Annotated in this window: 19 protein-coding genes; 7 read left to right on the top strand and 12 right to left on the bottom strand. The window is 47.8% G+C overall.

Features of this window, described 5'->3' with window-relative positions; translation table 11 throughout:
* The first annotated feature begins 2 nt into the window (after nucleotides 1-2).
* The 3 genes from SHD_RS21290 (at nucleotide 3) to SHD_RS21280 (ending at nucleotide 2,273) form a co-directional block, all read left to right on the top strand.
* The gene (locus tag SHD_RS21290; RefSeq protein WP_039978904.1) at nucleotides 3-1,019 is read left to right on the top strand and encodes a FecCD family ABC transporter permease; all 1,017 of its coding nucleotides are present in this window, start codon (nucleotides 3-5) and stop codon (nucleotides 1,017-1,019) included.
* An 11-nt stretch (nucleotides 1,020-1,030) separates the two neighbouring features.
* Nucleotides 1,031-1,849, top strand: coding sequence for a heme ABC transporter ATP-binding protein (locus tag SHD_RS21285; protein ID WP_023269036.1), 819 nt, complete (start codon nucleotides 1,031-1,033; stop codon nucleotides 1,847-1,849).
* 82 nt (nucleotides 1,850-1,931) lie between these two features.
* On the top strand, nucleotides 1,932-2,273 hold the full coding sequence (locus tag SHD_RS21280) for a DUF2956 domain-containing protein (protein ID WP_023269035.1): 342 nt from the start codon (nucleotides 1,932-1,934) through the stop codon (nucleotides 2,271-2,273).
* Here SHD_RS21280 and SHD_RS21275 read toward each other — a convergent pair.
* The 3 genes from SHD_RS21275 to SHD_RS21265 all read right to left on the bottom strand — a co-directional run bounded on the left by SHD_RS21275 (nucleotide 2,270) and on the right by SHD_RS21265 (nucleotide 4,511).
* The gene (locus tag SHD_RS21275; protein ID WP_023269034.1) at nucleotides 2,270-2,635 is read right to left on the bottom strand and encodes a hypothetical protein; all 366 of its coding nucleotides are present in this window, start codon (nucleotides 2,633-2,635) and stop codon (nucleotides 2,270-2,272) included. The genes SHD_RS21280 and SHD_RS21275 overlap by 4 nt on opposite strands.
* Nucleotides 2,636-2,703: 68 nt before the next feature.
* Nucleotides 2,704-4,179: an NAD(P)/FAD-dependent oxidoreductase gene (locus SHD_RS21270; RefSeq protein ID WP_023269033.1), complete on the bottom strand. Its 1,476-nt coding sequence runs from the start codon at nucleotides 4,177-4,179 to the stop codon at nucleotides 2,704-2,706.
* Nucleotides 4,176-4,511 carry a winged helix-turn-helix domain-containing protein gene (locus SHD_RS21265; RefSeq protein WP_023269032.1) on the bottom strand — a complete coding sequence of 112 codons (336 nt, stop codon included), beginning with the start codon at nucleotides 4,509-4,511 and terminating at the stop codon, nucleotides 4,176-4,178. The genes SHD_RS21270 and SHD_RS21265 overlap by 4 nt, the downstream gene beginning before the upstream one ends.
* A gap of 198 nt (nucleotides 4,512-4,709) precedes the next feature.
* Between SHD_RS21265 and SHD_RS21260 the strand changes: the two genes are divergently transcribed.
* Together SHD_RS21260 and SHD_RS21255 are read left to right on the top strand one after the other, a co-directional pair.
* Nucleotides 4,710-5,261 carry a DUF924 family protein gene (locus SHD_RS21260; RefSeq protein ID WP_023269031.1) on the top strand — a complete coding sequence of 184 codons (552 nt, stop codon included), beginning with the start codon at nucleotides 4,710-4,712 and terminating at the stop codon, nucleotides 5,259-5,261.
* A 125-nt stretch (nucleotides 5,262-5,386) separates the two neighbouring features.
* Nucleotides 5,387-6,244, top strand: a complete 858-nt coding sequence (locus SHD_RS21255; RefSeq protein WP_039979003.1) for a substrate-binding periplasmic protein — start codon at nucleotides 5,387-5,389, stop codon at nucleotides 6,242-6,244.
* On the opposite strand, the gene SHD_RS21250 is transcribed toward SHD_RS21255, so the two are convergent.
* The 3 genes from SHD_RS21250 to SHD_RS21240 form a co-directional block, all read right to left on the bottom strand.
* A complete protein-coding gene (locus SHD_RS21250) occupies nucleotides 6,225-6,689 on the bottom strand; it encodes a universal stress protein (RefSeq protein WP_039978902.1) in 465 nt (154 codons plus the stop codon). The genes SHD_RS21255 and SHD_RS21250 overlap by 20 nt on opposite strands.
* A 172-nt stretch (nucleotides 6,690-6,861) precedes the next feature.
* Nucleotides 6,862-7,293, bottom strand: coding sequence for a universal stress protein (locus SHD_RS21245; protein ID WP_023269028.1), 432 nt, complete (start codon nucleotides 7,291-7,293; stop codon nucleotides 6,862-6,864).
* A 19-nt stretch (nucleotides 7,294-7,312) separates the two neighbouring features.
* Nucleotides 7,313-7,711 (bottom strand): SpoIIAA family protein, encoded by a 399-nt coding sequence (locus tag SHD_RS21240; RefSeq protein ID WP_023269027.1) that lies wholly within the window; start codon nucleotides 7,709-7,711, stop codon nucleotides 7,313-7,315.
* Between the two features lie 196 nt (nucleotides 7,712-7,907).
* On the opposite strand from SHD_RS21240, the gene SHD_RS21235 reads away from it, so the two are divergent.
* Both SHD_RS21235 and SHD_RS21230 read left to right on the top strand, forming a co-directional pair.
* Nucleotides 7,908-9,332, top strand: coding sequence for a coniferyl aldehyde dehydrogenase (locus SHD_RS21235; protein WP_023269026.1), 1,425 nt, complete (start codon nucleotides 7,908-7,910; stop codon nucleotides 9,330-9,332).
* A gap of 21 nt (nucleotides 9,333-9,353) precedes the next feature.
* Nucleotides 9,354-9,962, top strand: coding sequence for a TetR/AcrR family transcriptional regulator (locus SHD_RS21230; protein WP_023269025.1), 609 nt, complete (start codon nucleotides 9,354-9,356; stop codon nucleotides 9,960-9,962).
* Between the two features lie 59 nt (nucleotides 9,963-10,021).
* Here the strand turns inward: SHD_RS21230 and SHD_RS21225 are convergent, their stop codons facing one another.
* The 6 genes from SHD_RS21225 to SHD_RS21200 form a co-directional block, all read right to left on the bottom strand.
* Nucleotides 10,022-10,828 carry a CsgG/HfaB family protein gene (locus tag SHD_RS21225; RefSeq protein ID WP_023269024.1) on the bottom strand — a complete coding sequence of 269 codons (807 nt, stop codon included), beginning with the start codon at nucleotides 10,826-10,828 and terminating at the stop codon, nucleotides 10,022-10,024.
* Nucleotides 10,828-11,223, bottom strand: a complete 396-nt coding sequence (locus tag SHD_RS21220) for a curli assembly protein CsgF (protein WP_023269023.1) — start codon at nucleotides 11,221-11,223, stop codon at nucleotides 10,828-10,830. Before SHD_RS21220 ends, SHD_RS21225 begins: the two co-directional genes overlap by 1 nt.
* 10 nt (nucleotides 11,224-11,233) lie before the next feature.
* Nucleotides 11,234-11,644 (bottom strand): curli production assembly/transport protein CsgE, encoded by a 411-nt coding sequence (locus SHD_RS21215; protein WP_039978899.1) that lies wholly within the window; start codon nucleotides 11,642-11,644, stop codon nucleotides 11,234-11,236.
* Between the two features lie 236 nt (nucleotides 11,645-11,880).
* On the bottom strand, nucleotides 11,881-13,536 hold the full coding sequence (locus tag SHD_RS21210) for a sensor histidine kinase (RefSeq protein WP_023269021.1): 1,656 nt from the start codon (nucleotides 13,534-13,536) through the stop codon (nucleotides 11,881-11,883).
* 40 nt (nucleotides 13,537-13,576) lie between these two features.
* The gene (locus SHD_RS21205; protein WP_023269020.1) at nucleotides 13,577-15,013 is read right to left on the bottom strand and encodes a sigma-54-dependent transcriptional regulator; all 1,437 of its coding nucleotides are present in this window, start codon (nucleotides 15,011-15,013) and stop codon (nucleotides 13,577-13,579) included.
* Between the two features lie 96 nt (nucleotides 15,014-15,109).
* The gene (locus SHD_RS21200) at nucleotides 15,110-16,309 is read right to left on the bottom strand and encodes an ABC transporter permease (protein ID WP_023269019.1); all 1,200 of its coding nucleotides are present in this window, start codon (nucleotides 16,307-16,309) and stop codon (nucleotides 15,110-15,112) included.
* Nucleotides 16,310-16,315: the final 6 nt, after the last annotated feature.

The raw sequence follows: 16,315 nt of genomic DNA, 5'->3' as shown, positions 1-16,315 counted from the left end.
GTATGTTACAACATCGCTGGCTATGGCCCACTATGGCAACGCTGCTTATCCTCAGCAGCTTACTTTCCGTCAGTGTCGGGCCAGTGAATATCAGCCTTATCGACTCCCTCAGTGCGGTGTTTAACTGGGCCACGGAGCAAAATATTGGCAACCTTGCTCCCCACGAGCAACTGGTTGTCAGCAATGTCCGCTTGCCTCGTACCTTATTGGCCCTTGCCGTTGGGGCTATGCTGGCCCAATGCGGTGCAGTGATGCAGGGGTTGTTTCGTAACCCCTTGGCAGATCCTGGGATTATTGGCGTGTCATCCGGCGCGGCATTAGGTGCGGCCATCTGCATAGTACTGTTCCCTCACGCCGAATCGGTCATGATTTCTGTCAGTGCTTTTGTCTCTGGTTTAATCACCACCCTTATCGTCTATCGTCTTGCCAGCAACGCTTTAGGCACATCGGTCGTGTTATTGCTCTTATCTGGCGTCGCCGTTGCAGCACTCGCAGGGGCAGGAATTGGCGTACTGACCTATTTAGCCAATGATATGGCGCTCAGGGACTTAACCCTGTGGCAAATGGGCAGTATTGCCGGCGCACAATGGCAATATGTGGGCTTGTGTTTAGTGGTGTTAGCCCTGCTGAGTTGGCAATTTAATCGTGATGCTAAGGCGCTTAATGCCCTATTGCTCGGTGAGGCCGAGGCCAGGCATTTAGGCATTGATGTTGATTCACTCAAGCTGAGACTCATACTACTCTGCGCCTTAGGGGTCGGCGTCAGTGTTGCGGCAACGGGCATTATCGGTTTTATTGGCTTAGTAGTGCCACATTTAGTGCGTATGTTGCTAGGGCCAGATCATCAGCGCCTCCTCCCGATGAGTGCCCAGCTAGGTGCGGCCTTGTTAGCACTTGCCGATATCGGTGCGCGCGCCTTTTTACCCCCAGCGGAACTCCCCGTTGGCTTAGTGACAGCGCTCATCGGCGCACCATTCTTTATCTTTTTACTACTGCAACAACGCAGCAAATTAATCTAAGCGAGAACTCCATGGCTATGAGCTTATCGGCTGCGCCCGTCGCTAAACAACATTTTGAACGTACCCAATTAAGCGTGGATAGACTTTGCTACGCTATCGGCGATAAAGCAGTGTTAAAAGACATTAGTGTGCAATTTCAACCGGGCAGTGTCACCGCACTGTTAGGACCGAATGGCGCGGGTAAGTCCACACTTTTAAAGGCACTGTGCCAAGAGATCCCCGCCGCGCGCGGCAGCATCCGGCTTGGGCACTGCCCGCTTGTCGATTGGCCAAGGGCTGAACTGGCAAAATCGCTCGCGGTGTTGCCGCAGCACGCGAGTTTAACCTTTCCCTTTAAGGTGCATGAAGTGGTCGCCATGGGGCTTTATCCGTTAACCTTGAGTCAAAAAGAGGGACAGCAGTTAGTCACAAAATGGCTCTCTGAGGTGGAGATAGTGCACTTGGCGCAGCGTAGCTACCCCACCCTTTCGGGTGGCGAAAAACAAAGGGTGCAACTGGCGCGGGTATTAACTCAGTTGAGCCAATCCCCCTTCCCGCCGATTTTACTGCTCGACGAACCCACCTCGGCACTAGATCTGGCGCAGCAACATAAGGTATTAGCGCTGGCAAAAAATCTAGCCCACAAACACGCCTACACTGTGATTGTGGTACTACACGATCTCAATCAGGCCGCCCGTTACAGCGACAGGGTTATCGTCCTCAAGCAAGGGGAAATCGTCAGTGAAGGCTCGGCAAAGGAAGCTTTATCGGCCGAGATAATTCGACAGGTGTGGGATTATGAACCTGAGTTTATTCCTGCACCACAGGGCGGTTACCCATTGATTTTTTGATCCAAAATCAAACTCGCAAAGCTTTTTCACTTAAAGTTGAGGGTATAATCGGGCCAATCGATATCGCCAGTACATTGAGCAGATGAAAAACACTATTTCCACAGAAACGCAGCAAGACGCCTTAAGTATTGCCAAAGCCACGCAAAAACCCGGGCAAACGAAGGAACAGACCAAACTTATCGCGCAAGGGATTGAAAAAGGCATTGCCGAATACAAAAAACGCCAAAAAGCCAAGGCACGTGAGCGCGATAAACTGAGAAAACAACAACTCAGGGCAAGAAACCAACAAGCGAACGCAGCCGACGAGATGGATGACGGCGAAGATTTTTCGCTGCCGCAGACTCAATTTACTCCTATCGCTTGGGCTGCAATCGTCCTGTTACTCCTTAGCTGGCTTGGCTTTGGAGCCTATATCTTTCTTTAACGAAGGGGATTAACGCGTAAGGTATCAAGGTAGCTGGCAAGCTCCTGCGGCAGAAATGTTTGCGCAGTAAGCGCCTTAGCATTGATATTGCTAGCCTTTAGCTGGACTCGCCCTGTCTCGGGCAAAAAGGCCAACTCAAACCAGTTGGCTCTGTCGGGGTAGCCATCGAGTGTTAGACAGAACGTATTGTCCCGCTCAATCGCAAACTGACAATCCCAGCATTGACCGACAAGGTCGAGCAGCACTTGCCCACTTTGCATGTCGGTTAATCGAGGCGCATACACCCAATGGGACATGCGCATTTCATGGGGAATGGTTTCAAGCTTAAGGCGGCCCTGTAGAAAAAACTGTTCGGTTAACATATTCGGATCATCAAAGTAGTTATCTTGTATGAAAAGATGAATCGGTAATAGGCTGATTAACTGACGGATTAACTCATTAAACCTTCTAATCGATTCGCAAGCCGCTTAGCTAAGCATTTTTGCCAAGCCGCACTCTTTGGCTGACTGTAGAGCCTATCTTCCCAGGTAAAAATCTTGTTCATGCCATGGTAAGCGAGCCACGGCAAAGGCTCGCGCTCCCAGGGTCCTAATACCTGTTGAACTGGAGCATTAAACGCCCAAGGCATGGTCGCAAGCTGTGTATCACGCCCTAATATCAAGTCCACCAGCGTGCGGGCAAATAGGTTTGCCGCCCCGACACCTTCCCCGCCATAGCCGCCAATCAGGCCTAAACCGAGACTCTTATCAAAAATGGCATGGGGAGCGAAGCGCCTCGCCAAGGCTAAAGTACCGCCCCAACCATGGGTAATTTGTACGCCCTTAAGTTGAGGAAATAACGCCAACAATAATTGATAACGAAAGCCAAATTCGCCCTCGAAAGCACACTGAGGTGGGCTTTGATTTACAGGAAATTTCCCATTAAAAAGTTTAGGGTCAAAACCAAATTCGGTGCGTATTTTCGCGCCAAAGCCATAGCCGCCACGGGCACCAAATATCAGCCGATTATCAGCGCTACGCTGGCCATAAGTCACTATACGGCTAGCATCACTAAAGGTCGCGCGATTGGCTAAGCCAATTGCATCCCATGTGGTGTCCGTTAACGGCTCGGTGGCGATAAGTAAGCTCTGCACGGGTAAGGTGAATCGCCCAAGTCCACTGAGCTGACGTAGATAACCTTCCACTGCGGGCACCACAATCGCCGCACGAACATTTCCTTGCGGCGTCTGTAATTGGGTTTGTGCATCGCTAAGATGCGCCATGTGATTTACAGGCGTGTGCTCGTAGATCTTCACCCCTAAGCCTTGCACTAGGTCAGCCAAACCGCAGACGAGTTTCGCCGGATGTATTCGCGCGCAATGGGGGGTAAAAAGTGCCGCTTGGCCCTCGGCCATAGACACTTGCTTATCGAGCTCGAGCTTATCCAGCCAACGTATATCTTCTTCACCAAAGCCATCTACGCGCCACTGCGCCAGTTCGGCTTTAATATTGGCGAGTTGCTCGGGATAACGCGCCGCCACCCGCAAGTTACCGCCATGGTGTAAATCACAGTCGATATGATGCTTTGCGCAAACTTCAGCAACTTCAGAAATGGTTGCTTGAATAATGGCTTTAGCGGTAAGGCGCTGCTCGCCTTGAAGCCGATTAAGATAGGCGACATCACCACTGAAACTGCCCATCAACCAACCACCATTGCGGCCGGATGCACCTTGGCCAATGCGTTCGGCCTCAAGGATAACCACAGACAGATTTGGCTGGTATTGCTTTAGATAATAAGCCGTCCAAAGCCCGGAATACCCCGCACCGATAATGGCAACATCGGCGGTGATATCCTGCTCTAAGGGGGGTAAAACGGCTCGCTGATTTAACTGAGGCTCAGTGTCGAACCAAAATCCGCGCTCTTTCACACCAACGCTTCACTCGAGGCATTAACACCAATGATTGCAGCAATTTCATCGACATGGGTATCAACCCAAGCGCTGCTGATTGGCCCCCAGGTGACGATACGATAATAACCCGCATTGTTACGGCTGCCGTCCTGCACAAACTCGACTCGAATCCCTATATCTTCAAATGCGACGATAGAATCCTGCAACGTGCGCCGCGGCATTCCAGTTAACTTATTGAGCGATAAAAGGTTATGCCGATCATCATCCATTAAATGCGCTAAATATAACTTACGCAAAAATGCCTTATGCTGTTTCGACATCGATTGAGTGGCTGCGGCTTCTAGGGGCATAGAGGAAGGATCCAAAAATTGATCAAGAGTCTATAAAACTACTTGATATTCAGTGAATAAGAAATAGCCTCAGTACAAATTATTAGGCAGGGTTTACGGGGCTACACCCGCCAATAGTGGACAAATTTACTCCATTGACTTGTGTTTATCCCCCCATCGCTGTTATTTCTAAAAGGAGTCAATTGATGGGAGCAAGTAATGAGCCAAATGATTACCGCTGAGCAAGTGCTACATTTCTGGTTTGAGGAAATCTCACCTAAGTCTTGGTGGATAAAAGACCCTGAATTTGATGCCTTAATTCAGTTCCGCTTTGAAGACTTATTAAAACAAGCCAAACGGGGTGAACTTGCCGATTGGCGCGTTACACCTCAAGGTCGGTTAGCCGAAATCATAGTGCTGGATCAATTCTCCCGAAATATTTATCGCGATACGCCCGCCGCGTTTGAGGCCGATGCCATCGCCCTCGTCCTTGCCCAAGAGGCCGTCGCCCAGCAGGTTGACCAAGCACTTAAGCCAAAACAAGTGCCCTTTTTATTTATGCCCTACATGCATAGCGAGTCGCCGCTTATTCACCAAGTTGCAGTGAAATTGTTCAACCGAGAAGCGGCCATCGCCAATTTAGCATTTGAACTGAGGCACAAGGAGATTATCGACAGATTTGGTCGTTACCCACATAGAAACAAGATATTAGGCAGAGAATCTACCGCAGAAGAGATCGCCTTTTTAAGCCAACCTGGGTCATCTTTTTAGCAATGAACGAGCATTTATTTAAATAAAATCCCTAAAATAATCGATTGGCAAACTACACTTATTGCATGAGGTCAAGGAATGACCAGCGATATAATCAGATGGCGGATGGTGAAGGTTATACAGTGATGAAACAAGCTAATCGTTATTGCAGCTTCTCCAAAATAACCCCCATTCGCTATCAATTGATAGGAATGATTGCGTTATTGAATCCCCAATTTTCAGCCGCAGAAGAACTTAAAATCGGCGTCAGCCTCTCTATCCCTCCTTATGTTATCCAAGAATCAAATAGCGGATTAGAACTTGAACTTCTATATCAAGCACTTGCTGTAAAAGGTCATACAGCCAATATTGAGTATTTACCCCTAGCGCGAACCTTCCATGAATTAAAAGAAGGAAAACTCGATGGCATAATCAACGTTAAGGAAGGTATGGTCGATAAAGTGTTTTACTCTAATGTGGCAATTCGGTATCAAAATTGCGCTATCAGCTTAGAGAAAAACCACTTTAACATTAATAATATTAAAGATTTAGCTGATAAAAAGATCGTTGCTTTTCAACGTGCCTCAAGCTTGTTAGGCGATGAATTTAGCCAAATGATCAAATCCAATCCAAGCTATCAAGAGCAAGCTCGTCAGATTCAGCAGGTGTATATGCTGATGAAACACAGAGCCGATGTCGTGGTTATGGATAAAAATATATTCTCCTACTATCTAAGGCAGGCGCTTATTGAGGGCAAATTAACCGAAGTAGAAGCGAAGCAAGTGGCTATATGTCATCGTATTTTTCAACCGACGGAATACAAATTTGCTTTTCTGAGTGAGCAAATCCGAGATGACTTTAACCTTGGCTTAAAACAAATAAGTGAAGACGGGACACTCAGCGCATTGCAAGAAAAGTATCGGCGATTAATGTCCCTTGAGGGAGAGGCTGAAGCCTCAAGCAGCGTTGTAGATCAGTCAATACTCAAGAAAGATCCTTTATAGGTGGTAAGCTCTTAACAACTAATACCGGGCATTTAGCTAACCTAACAACATCTTGACTTACATGAGGCTTTAAAAAATCCATTAACCCACTGCTGCCATGGCTGGCAATGACCACCATCCCCACATCAGCGGCTTCAGCAAGAATTTCCTCACTCGCCTCACCGTGGCGAACAATGCATTTGATACTCAGACCAGACTTCAATCCCTGCTGCATATCCTGCTGTAGACTTTGCATTTTCTCCGCAACAAATTCGGCCAGCTTTTGCTCTAATGACGCGGGAGTCTCCACTGCCACACCATAAAAGTGAGCACTTCTAGCAGGGCTGACCACATGTAGCAAACGGATATCTACTTGATAAAGATTTGCCATTTCAACCGCATACTTTAGCGCATGGGCGGCAGTTGCCGAAAAATCGGTTGGGCATAACACTTCTTGAGTACGCATAATCTTATCCATCACTTAGGTTGTTGTGCCCAATATAGGGGCAAATGGCATTGCTGATAATCTGTATTTTATCGCAGTAATTTGGGACAAACAGCTAGGCCACAAAATTAATTATGCTTTAGCAATCAAAAACAAAGGGCGCCTAAGCGCCCTCTTCTAAGCGTTTTACTCGCTATTTAACCACTAATACAGGACATTTAGCGCCATTGGCGACAGCTTCAGCGACATTGGTGTGTAAAAAGTGCGAGAGTCCAGTTCTACCATGACTAGCAATCACCACCATACCCACATCCTTACCATTCGCCTCTTCCAGAATTTGATCGACGGGATCGCCACGGCGAATCAGGGTGGTAATAGGTAATTCGGTTTTGAGGCCCTCAAGTAAAGCCTGCATTTTGGTTGCAGCGGCTTCTTCCATACTCTTAGCGAGTTCCTCGGGCGTGATCGCTAGGATCATGTAGTTCTCGTCACCGATTGGTTGCTCTACAACATGTAAAATCTTTAGCCCAACATGGTATAAATTTGCCATTTCGATGGCATAACGTAGCGCATGGGCCGCAGTTTCCGAAAAATCTGTGGGCCAGAGTATTTGACCTGAACGCATAATCTGTTCTCCTTAATGGCTAGTCATCGCTAAGTTCATCTTTGAGCCAAGTAATGGCATCCAGTTTATCGACAAAAAACTTAACCTCGGCCGGAGTAAACCAGTTTGCCAACTTTGCCATCACCTCCTGTAGCGTCGTTTTGCCGACAATGGCAATCCGCTCAAAGTGGCGAACATGCTTAACCCCTAGTTTTAGATCGTCCCAAGCGGCTTGAAGTTCCCAACCTTCAAGCTCAGTCACATCGACTAAGGCATAAATATCGGGATCTTTCACCCCAGCTAACGCGGCTTCGAGCACAGGTACCATCACCTCATAATCTTGATGAGTTAAGGTACCAATGGCTTTAAAGGCGACAAAAAAATCATCCTCACCATAACGCTCAATGCCAACAGAAATTCCATGCTTTAACAAAGTCATACTCACTCCTTGTCTAACAAACTACCTTTTGAGTGTAAAATTTATACCTTCTCAGGGCCGTGATCTTGCTCAAAAATACACCAGAACACTTGCGAATGCTCACACAGTTAGCTAGGATAAACCGACTAATCAGTCGGTTTGTTTTTTACACCACAAATCACTTCCAAAGTTTAAGGCTTGCACCCGAGGGATCACTATGAATATGGCAACAGACCTAACAAAAATCTCGCCACTCACCGAGTTACTCCAGCGCCAACGTGCAAGTTACTTGGCAGCCCCCAATCCCGATTACGCCATCCGTAAAGAACGCTTAATCCGCCTTAAAGCCGCCTTACTGAAATTCCAACAGCCGCTCGTCGAGGCTCTATCACAGGATTATGGCCACAGATCGGTCGACGACAGCTTGATTTCCGACATTATGCCCGTGGTCAATAACATTAATTACAGCCTGAAAAACCTGAAGAAATGGCTCAAGCCAAGCCGCCGTCATGCGGGCATCCTACTCGCCCCCGCCCAAGTAAAAGTGCATTATCAGCCGCTCGGGGTGATTGGGATAATCGTACCTTGGAACTTCCCCGTCATGCTCTCCATCGGACCATTAGTCACGGCCATTGCAGCAGGCAATCACGCCATGCTCAAACTTTCGGAATTTACCCCCGCGACCAACAGCGTCATCAAGCAATTGCTCGCCGAAGTGTTTGAGGAATCCCATGTTGCCGTGGTCGAAGGGGAAGCCGATGTCGCGGCGCAGTTTTCAGCCCTACCCTTCGATCATCTACTGTTTACCGGATCAACCACTGTCGGCCGCCATGTAATGCGCGCCGCCGCCAATAATCTTACGCCTGTGACTCTCGAACTGGGCGGTAAGTCGCCAGTGATTATCGCCCCCGATATGCCACTTGAGATAGCAGTAGAACGAATGATTTATGGTAAATGTTTGAATGCAGGACAAATCTGCGTAGCACCTGACTATGTGCTTTGCCCTAAGGCGAAAGTGGCAGAATTTATCCAAGCCTATCAGACGAAATTCCAAGCCATGTACGGCGCGATTAGTCACAACAAAGATTACGGCAGCATTATTAATGCCCGTCAGTTTGAGCGTTTGCTAACCGTGCTTGAGGATGCCAAGGCTAAAGGCGCTAAGGTCATCTCCGCATCGAATGATGCTATTGATAGCCAGCATCGTAAACTCGCCACTCAGCTCATTACCGACACCACTGAAGATATGCTATTGATGCAAGAAGAAATCTTCGGCCCACTACTGCCTGTGATTGGTTACGATAGCTTAGATGAAGCCATTAGCTACGTGAACCATCGCGCCCGCCCCTTAGCCCTGTATGTGATGAGCTTTGATGAAGCGAGCCAACAAAAAATCCTCAAACAAACCCATTCCGGCGGTGTATGCATCAACGAAACCGTGTTCCATGTGGCGGCCGATGATGCCCCCTTTGGCGGAATCGGTCCATCGGGTATGGGGCATTACCACGGCAAGGAAGGATTCCTGACCTTTAGCCACGCCAAAACCGTACTTAGTCGAGGTCGCTTCAACACGGGTAAGTTTGTCCATCCTCCCTATGGCACTTTTATCCAACGCATGTTGATGAAGCTGTTTTTACGCTAATACAAGCGCTTAGGAGTGGTTATGCCGAGCTTATTACCAACAGATACAGACACTAAACCCATAACGGATAAACGTCAGGCCATTTTGGAAACCGCCTTACGCCTATTTGTCGACCAAGGGTTTCATGGCACCTCGACCGCATCGATCGCCAAACAGGCGGGCGTCGCCACGGGCACCCTGTTCCATCATTTTCCGACCAAGGAAGCACTGATGGAAAGCCTTTTTCTTACCATCAAGCAAGAATTCGCCGATGCCTTGTTATTAAAGGTCGGCGAGGGGCAAGATCTAAAACACAATGCCGAAACGCTTTGGCAGAGTGCGATCGATTGGTCGATTGAAAATCCAGTCAAACAGTTGTTTTTTCAGCAGTATTCTATGTCGCCGCAGATCGCTCTGCATATTCGCGAGCAGGCGATGAACAGTATCTTAGGGTTTATCGCGCAATTGATAAAACAAGGACAACTGATGGGATTGATTGCACACTATCCCGTTGATTTAATGCTTGAAAACTGTCACGGGCAATACTTGGCCGCCACGCGCTTTTTTATCGATAATCCAGAATTAGGCAAAGATAAACATTACCGAGATGCCAGCTTTGCGCTGTTTTGGAAGGCATTACAGGCCGATTAATTAAACAAAAAAACGAGCCAGATACGTATCTGGCTCGGTGCTTATTATCGCAAAAGGAATTAGCCTTGGCTCAACTCCTGCTGTTTTTCAGCGGGCTGTGCCACTTGTGCCTGACTCCAATAGCCTTGCTTAATGCCCTTATCGATCAACTCGGCGACCGCGAGTTCGATAGCCTGCAACACGCAAAATTGCACGGGTTCGTTAGTCGTAAAACCGACTTCGGCTTCGGCCAAACGATTCAAACTGGTATAACGGAACAGGCCTGCACGCATTTCCTGTGAAAGTACCCTTTTACTTGTAGATACAGACATCATCACTTTGCCTGTGTGAACATCAACAGCACGCAGATAGATAGTGACCAGATCCTCACGGTACATTTCCGAGGCGCCGATACCATAATATTCAACCCCTGTACCGCCTGTGCTGGTGTTAGTCTCGTAACTGATAATGCCGCCTTCTAATAGCAATCTCGCCGTCGATAACACGGGGATATCATCGCCCTTTGAGCCATTTTGTTTATTGCTGATTTTGCGCTCAGTTAATAAATTTTGTAGGCCTTCACGTTCAACGGGCGTAAACCATTTAGAGTCGATCAAGGTTTGCATCAGCATCGATGTCGCCCCTTGTGTGACCGCCGTGGAGAAGGAACTCACGTTCGCCTGAGGCTTATACTGGCCTGTTTGGTCGCGAAACGAATAGACAGCTACCGGAATAGGAAACTTAGGCCCAGGCTGACTCTGTAGTTCCTTCATCACCTCACTCATCGGATTAACTTGAGCAGGAGTTATATTTAAGTCAGGCTTTGGGATCAAGCTACAGGCGGACATACTCAGCAGCATAGAAGCGATAAGGATGGAACGTGCCATTAGTTTCCGCCTCCAAAAGTTGGCATTTCAATCACAGTCACTTCACCAGTTTCAATGTTAGTGATGGTCAACATCACCCCGGTGCCAGTAGAAGCGACTTCGATACGAAAATCGCCCGTATCGTACACCCCATCGGTGATCTCACCATCGGCAACGCCGCGGGTGATGGAGTTAATGATGTTACGTTCCAATGATTCCTTAAAACGAGTAACAAAGTCCTTCTCAGTAGAGCTGGCTTTATTATCGTTTTGAGCCTGCGCTTTATTGAGTAAAAAGGAGCCATTCGCTGGATTGCCCCCAAAGCTTGGGTTGACGGGGGTATAGATTAATTCGGTTGCTTGGCTAGTGTGAGCTATGCAAAGCACAGCAAGAGAAAGTAACGTCCTGAATGTCATTATTGTTATCCTACAAATCGTCCGATGTTCCTGAAAAATCACCCGTAATCGCATTAGCCCTAACTTGAGCTAAGTAATCAATCGTCAACAAAATGGCCTGCTCTGCGCTCTCCTTAATCGGGTTCGCCCGACGACCAAAGTGCGTGGTATAAATACGAGTACCATTCACTTCTAAATTCAAAACTGTCCCCGCCTGTGGAAATACAGTTTCATACAAGGTCACGTTAAACCCTTGAGTAAACGGCAATTCGCGCCAATAACTTGAGTAGTAAAAACCAAAATCCTTACCAAAACGCGTTAAGGTTCTATCTATCACAAGCCCACTGATTTCAATATCATCATCGGCTAACGCGCCGGGAGCGCTTATAAACAAGAATGGACACAAGAAACTGAACAACAACCGCTGAATTAACGATTTCACAGGTCCCTCCTTACCTTAAGATGCTGCTTTAGCGTAAACGCATACTACGCCATGTTGTGCATGTAACATTTTACGCTTATTTTCATTAAAGAAAGGTTAACAGGATTGAAGATCGCTAGTCATTAGACGGAGACCTAAATTAGCCCAAAAAGCTAAGGTAAAAACCGCAAAATAGCCCATTTGGGTAATACGTTAGAATGAGTAATGAAAACTCTTGATACACTCTTAAACGCAGATTATTGCGGTAACCAGAGTTGTACTGATAGCCCGCCGTCGCTGCGATTATGCATGCTAATACTGCCTTCGTGGGCCTCAATGATTTCGCGGCAAAGTGGTAAGCCCAAGCCTGTACCCGATTGTTTAGTTGAGTAAAAGGGCAATAGGGCTTGCTCTAACACTTCCTCGGACATACCGCTGCCGCGGTCCTCGATTTTGATACTAAAGCCCGCTCCATCCACCAGCGTTTGAAAGCGAATCGATAGCGTGACCTCATCGGGATTAGAACCTGATTCATGGGCATTTTTCAGTAAATTCAGCAGGACTTGTTCCATTTGCCCTTGGTCGAAATAACCCATTTCAGCGGGCAACTCATTGGCTAAGGTAAAAGGATAATGCTGGGTTAAATGCTCGACAAGCTGCTGCCATGGCACCTCACGTCGCTGTGGTAAAGGCAGTTTAGCAAAGCGCGCATAATTGAAAATAAACTGACTTAAGTGATTCGTGCGACTCTCTATGGTGTCAAATATCAGCTTAAGCTTAGGATTATCGAGATCTTTCGTCAGTAAACGCCCCGAGTTCACCATGGAGGCGATTGGCGCAACGGAATTATTTAGCTCATGGCTGATAATGCGGATCACCTTCTTCCATACCGCCACTTCCTGACGATTGAGCTCTCGAGTCATCTGCTTGAGCAAAATTAAGTTATGCTGCTGGTTATTCAGTAAAAACTGGCCACGACTCAGATACCAAGTCTCAGTATCATCCTCACCCATGGTAAACAGGCCGCTCTTTTCTTGCTTAAGGGCCAAGGCAAGTGCTTCGGGTAAGTCTTGCAGCAACTCGTCGAGGCTCAATCCTTCCATCTTGCCTTTGATATGAAAAAGATGCCGCGCCGCATCGTTGGCATACATGAGTTTTTGGTGGTCGTTAAACAGCAGCATCACATTCGGAGAGCTTTGAATCACCTTATCCAATAGCAATTCGCGCTGGTAAATGTATTGCCGCTCTTGGCGCAGCTTAGCCGCCGAATCATTGAATAACTCAGCCAATGCTTTCAACTGCCCCTCACCATTTGCAGGAATGCTGACGCTAAAGTCATTGTCATTAAAGTTGAGAAAACCAACCTCTAAGGCATTGAGACTGCGAGCTAAATGGCGGGTAAACCAAGCCACACCTAAGGCACAGATTCCGCAGGCAAACAGTAATATGAATAGCCATTGAGTAATTGGCGGTGTGGACACAGCCTCGTGTTCTAACTTCAACTTAGGCAGCGAGATAGATTCAGCGGGTGGCGCTATGGGTGGCACCTCAGGATGGACTGAAGGACTAAAGAGCCCGTCTTTAAGCCGCTCGAGTTTATAGAGCTTTATTTGCAGCTGTTCTTGCTTAAGTTGCTCCAACTTTTGCAGCTCATGCTTAATCTGTTCCGCCCTTAAACGCTCCTGCAATGGCAGAGTTTGTTGTAATTGCTCGTTATTTTTTATCGCTGCCTCGACAGTCTCTTGCAGCTTATCTATATCGAAGGGCGGTATAGTGATATCGGGGATCTTGATGGGCTCAGCGACTTCAACGGGCGAGATAGACGGACGATAGCTCACAACACCTAAGGTCAAGAGCACACCTAAGGCGCAACAAACGGTTGAATAAATGATTAATTTTGTTCGCAGTTGCACCTAAAATTCCGCCTAATGCTCAGTGTTTATCATGCTATGGTTATTTTTCTAGACCAAACTTATCCATGCGGCGATACAAGGCCTGTCGACTCAAGCCTAGGGATTTAGCCACGCGCGCAATCACGCCCTTGTGCTGCCTTAGGGCCATTTCAATCTGCTCACGGCTAACATCCATAGCGTCGCTAGAGTCCGATTGAGCAGGCTCGGCATGAGGCAAACTTTTCACCTGCGGTTCAATCGGTGTCATTTCGGTCAGGTTTCGCCCAAATGTCGTAGTGCTTATTGCACAGGAATGATTTCCATGGACAGGGGGCAAACCAAAATCGGCTTCGGTTAACACTCGGCTTTGGGCCAACAGCGCCGCACGTTTGCAAGCGTTTTCCAACTCCCGCACATTGCCCGGCCAGCGGTGCTGTAATAGGGCTTGCTGCGCAGGTTTACTCAGGCTAAAGCTCTCGCCTACAAAATGTTTCACTAAAGGTAAGATATCATCAACACGTTGATTCAGCGGCGGTAATGCCAATTCAATCACATTCAAGCGGTAGAATAAGTCCTCACGGAAACGCCCCTCGACAATATCTTGGGCAAGGTCGGCGTTAGTCGCACTGATCACTCTCACCTTCACCTTTAAGGTTTTATGGCTGCCTAAGCGCTCAAACTCCCCGGTTTGCAATACCCGCAATAATTTCACTTGGCCAGACAGGGGTAAATTACCAATTTCATCCAAAAACAGCGTGCCGCCATCGGCCGCCTCAAAGCGACCAATGCGCGCCTTATTGGCGCCGGTAAAAGCTCCCGCCTCGGCACCAAAGAGTTCGGCTTCGAGCAACTCCATCGGCAAAGCGCCCACATTCACCTTGATAAAAGGTTTGTTTTTTAAGGGGGAATTAGCGTGGATTATATCGGCAAGTTTGTCTTTACCCGCACCGTTGGGGCCGGTGATCAATACTGACACATCGGAACGCGCCAGTTGCAAGGCTAAGTCGATACAGCGCTGCATGGCGCCACTGCCAAACACGATTCCGCAGAGATCCGCATCGGCGATCGCCACTTGGCGCTGAGAGTTCACCCGTTCGAGTTGTTGGTTTGCACGGGCAAGTTTATGTAGCGCAATTAAATTAGTGATACTGTTGAGTAACTTAGCATCATCCCACGGTTTACCCATATAATCGGCGGCGCCCGCTTTCACTAACTCGACCGCCGTTTCTAACTGGGTCCAGGCCGTCATCAGGATGATTGGTAGATCAGACTGACGCTCACGTAGCGCATAAAATAACTGTTTTCCCTCTTCCCCCGAGGTGGTATCGCGGGTGAAGTTCATGTCTTGGATAACCAAATCAACATCTTGGGTTGCCATTAGGCTAAGGGCATCTTCGGGCGTATGACAAGTCAACACTTGGTAACCATTGATCTCCAACATTAAGCCTAAGGCTTGGCAGATGGCATGGTTATCGTCAACAATCAAAATAGTGTCCATGTGAGCATGTGCGTCCTGAGTAAAACTATTAACCTTAAAGTAACAAAAAGTGCAATAACATCCTACTGTTATCACACTTAATGCCCTTCAACTTATTTAAACACTGCGGGTAGCTGTCGCTGGAGAAATCTTAGCGGCCTTGCGAGCAGGTAAGTACACCGCAAGGGTGGTTACCGCAAACAGTCCCACCACAGTTAACAATGGATAGATTATCTCCAGCATCGGCAGGCTATAGAGGCTCATCAATTGCTGGCCGAGCTGAATCGCTAACAGCACTCCAATGCCGCCGCCGAGCAAGCAGAGCAAATAGTTCTCGACGAGGAAGTAGCTGATAATATCCCGTTTTTTCGCCCCTAATGCGCGGCGAGTGCCGATTTGCTTAGTGCGGCGCTGGATATTAAACATCACCATGCCTGTCACCCCAAGGGATGTGATCAACAGCAGTAACACCACCATCATGGTCAGTACAGTTGCCATTAACTCATGGTCACGGTACGCCTCGATGCGTCGCTCAGCAATAGTCGTAAAGTCTTCAACCACTCTGCTTGGATATTCCTTGTGCAGCAGCTCGGGAATGACTCCTTTTAAGCGCGCGATATCGCTCGGCTTAGCTCTTACTAAATAGCGTTTATAGTCAGCGGGATAATTCACCGACAATACGGAACTAAACTCAAGATTACTGTTATCAACCCATGCCGTTTGTAAGCGTTCAACCACCCCAATCACCACATAGTGCTGCGTACCCATATACACGCTCTTGCCAAGGGCTGACTCATTCGGCCACACTTTATCAACAAAGGCTTTAGTGACAATCATCTTGCCACCATCCTCCAGCAACTCTGTGGTGATCTCCTGGGGATAGAAGTTACGTCCTTCGACTAACTTCAGTCCTAGGGAGTTGATAAAATGCTCATCACTCATATACATGCCCGTATTGGGCGTAGATTTAGCGCGCTCCTCAGGCCCCAGCGTAAAGTTACTCGACCAACCACCACCGCTAAGGGGAGCCATTGAGGTGGGCGCAACATCAATCACCCCAGGAATAGCCCGCAGGAGTTCCAGATCCCGTTTATCCTGCGCGACTAAATCTGTCGATTTATCAAAATGATAAATACTGAAATCAAATACTTCGCTTTCAACAATTCCCGACTCACGGGCCATTAAATTCAGGCGCTCGGCGATAATAAAGCTAGCATTTGCCACGATAGCCACAGATAAAATCATCTGTAACAACAGTAACAAGGGGCCGCTTTTACTGCGTAATAAACTGCTTAAAATAGGTTTGATATGTAACATATTGCC

This window comes from Shewanella decolorationis S12, assembly GCF_000485795.1.
GTDB lineage: Bacteria > Pseudomonadota > Gammaproteobacteria > Enterobacterales > Shewanellaceae > Shewanella > Shewanella decolorationis.
Note: the sequence above shows the minus strand (reverse complement) of the source record. Positions and strands in the feature narration are given on the sequence as shown.

Bases quoted from the DNA above. Each gene is read 5' to 3' on its own strand.
- SHD_RS21290 (WP_039978904.1), top strand. From the start codon at position 3: ATGTTACAACATCGCTGGCTATGGCCCACTATGGCAACGCTGCTTATC.
- SHD_RS21285 (WP_023269036.1), top strand. From the start codon at position 1,031: ATGGCTATGAGCTTATCGGCTGCGCCCGTCGCTAAACAACATTTTGAA.
- SHD_RS21280 (WP_023269035.1), top strand. From the start codon at position 1,932: ATGAAAAACACTATTTCCACAGAAACGCAGCAAGACGCCTTAAGTATT.
- SHD_RS21275 (WP_023269034.1), bottom strand. From the start codon at position 2,635: ATGTTAACCGAACAGTTTTTTCTACAGGGCCGCCTTAAGCTTGAAACC.
- SHD_RS21265 (WP_023269032.1), bottom strand. From the start codon at position 4,511: ATGCCCCTAGAAGCCGCAGCCACTCAATCGATGTCGAAACAGCATAAG.
- SHD_RS21260 (WP_023269031.1), top strand. From the start codon at position 4,710: ATGAGCCAAATGATTACCGCTGAGCAAGTGCTACATTTCTGGTTTGAG.
- SHD_RS21255 (WP_039979003.1), top strand. From the start codon at position 5,387: ATGAAACAAGCTAATCGTTATTGCAGCTTCTCCAAAATAACCCCCATT.
- SHD_RS21250 (WP_039978902.1), bottom strand. From the start codon at position 6,689: ATGCGTACTCAAGAAGTGTTATGCCCAACCGATTTTTCGGCAACTGCC.
- SHD_RS21245 (WP_023269028.1), bottom strand. From the start codon at position 7,293: ATGCGTTCAGGTCAAATACTCTGGCCCACAGATTTTTCGGAAACTGCG.
- SHD_RS21240 (WP_023269027.1), bottom strand. From the start codon at position 7,711: ATGACTTTGTTAAAGCATGGAATTTCTGTTGGCATTGAGCGTTATGGT.
- SHD_RS21235 (WP_023269026.1), top strand. From the start codon at position 7,908: ATGAATATGGCAACAGACCTAACAAAAATCTCGCCACTCACCGAGTTA.
- SHD_RS21230 (WP_023269025.1), top strand. From the start codon at position 9,354: ATGCCGAGCTTATTACCAACAGATACAGACACTAAACCCATAACGGAT.
- SHD_RS21225 (WP_023269024.1), bottom strand. From the start codon at position 10,828: ATGGCACGTTCCATCCTTATCGCTTCTATGCTGCTGAGTATGTCCGCC.
- SHD_RS21220 (WP_023269023.1), bottom strand. From the start codon at position 11,223: ATGACATTCAGGACGTTACTTTCTCTTGCTGTGCTTTGCATAGCTCAC.
- SHD_RS21205 (WP_023269020.1), bottom strand. From the start codon at position 15,013: ATGGACACTATTTTGATTGTTGACGATAACCATGCCATCTGCCAAGCC.
- SHD_RS21200 (WP_023269019.1), bottom strand. From the start codon at position 16,309: ATGTTACATATCAAACCTATTTTAAGCAGTTTATTACGCAGTAAAAGC.